Here is a 1,335-nt window from a genome sequence, read left to right as displayed (position 1 = left end):
TGTAATGTCTCGGGACATCGGTAGAACGATGTCCCGAGACATTAGTCTTTAACGAGTCACCTGTTCAGGCGGGAAATTGCTTTTTGGTAGTTCTTCGATGGGTCGATTTTGAAGTACCTGAGGATTTCGCCGGTTTTTCTGCTGATGACCGTTACGTCGGTTTCATCGATGATCATGCGGACTGGGATGCCTGAATGGGTGACGCCCATTCCGAGGTGGCGCAGTGCGCCGCCGTACCTGATGGTGAGTTTTCCGAACTGGTCGACGGTGTCTGTGCGGACCCGATGTTCGTTGCGTGGCTGGGGAATCGGCTTGGCCTTCTCCAACGCCGTGTAGGCGGTGTGGGGTGTGCGTCGTCCTGCTCCCTTGTGTGGCCGTTCGGTGTTGTAGATCCGCTGGAATTCGGCCAGCTGGCCGTTTAGTTGACGGATTGTTTCCGCTCGGGGTTGGGCGGCCAGCCAGAGCTTGAGGGTGCGGTGGAACCGCTCGATCTTGCCTTGGGTTTGGGGGTGGTTCGGTGATCCATTGATTTGGCGGATATTCCATTCCTGCAGGAGCTTCTCGAACAGGTTTTTGGCGGGGTGCTCGCCTCGGTCCTTTGCCGTGAACCGGGTGGTGAAAACCAGGCCGTTATCGGTCAGCGTCGATTGGGGCCGGCCGTGTTCGTTGCAGGCCTGGGTGAACTGCTCGGCGACTTTCCTGCCTGTCACACGCCTGTATGCGTGGATGCTGGTCAGGAATCTGGAGTGGTCGTCGATGAAGTCGAGCACTTCGGTATCGCTGCCGTCGGCCAGCCGCCAGTGGGTGAAGTCCGCCTGCCACATCTCGTTCGGGAAGGCGGCTTCGAAGCGAATAAGGGAGGATTTGGGGCGTTTCTGCGGTTGGTTGGTGACTTGGGCTGCTTGCCGGAGGATGCGGTGGATCGTCGCCTTCGCCGGGGCTGTGTGGCCTTCGTGTTCCAGATGGATGGCGATGGTGTCCGCGCCGGCGTCCAGACCGGCGGTGGTGAGGTGCTTGCGGAGGAAGACGATCCGTTCGCGGATCTGCTCTGGAGTGCGGTTTGGTGCGGTCCGGGGTCGTTTGGAACGCGGTTCGTAGGCGGCTTCTCCTTCACGGGCGAAGCGGCTGAGGAGCTCCTTGACCCACCTTTCGGTGACGTCGAAGTGCTGCGCGGCAGCCCTGGTTGACATGGATGCTTGGGTGACGGCCATGATGATGGCCTTGTTTCTTGTACTCACGATTTCAAATCGTGAACGATGTCCCGAGACATCCATCGCTGCCACGACGGGGAACGATGTCCCGAGTCTTCAGATGAAGGATCAGTCCGCCCGGTCG

At 59.5% G+C, this 1,335-nt stretch carries 1 protein-coding gene; it reads right to left on the bottom strand.

Annotation, left to right across the window (positions count from 1 at the left end; genetic code table 11):
- Window positions 1-56: 56 nt before the first annotated feature.
- Window positions 57-1,238, bottom strand: a complete 1,182-nt coding sequence (locus tag ACX80B_RS18365) for an IS481 family transposase (RefSeq protein ID WP_459298849.1) — start codon at window positions 1,236-1,238, stop codon at window positions 57-59.
- Window positions 1,239-1,335 lie beyond the last annotated feature (97 nt).

This window comes from Arthrobacter monumenti, assembly GCF_054511255.1.
The sequence above is the reverse complement of the archived record's forward strand: the minus strand, read 5'-3'. Positions and strand labels throughout refer to the sequence as shown.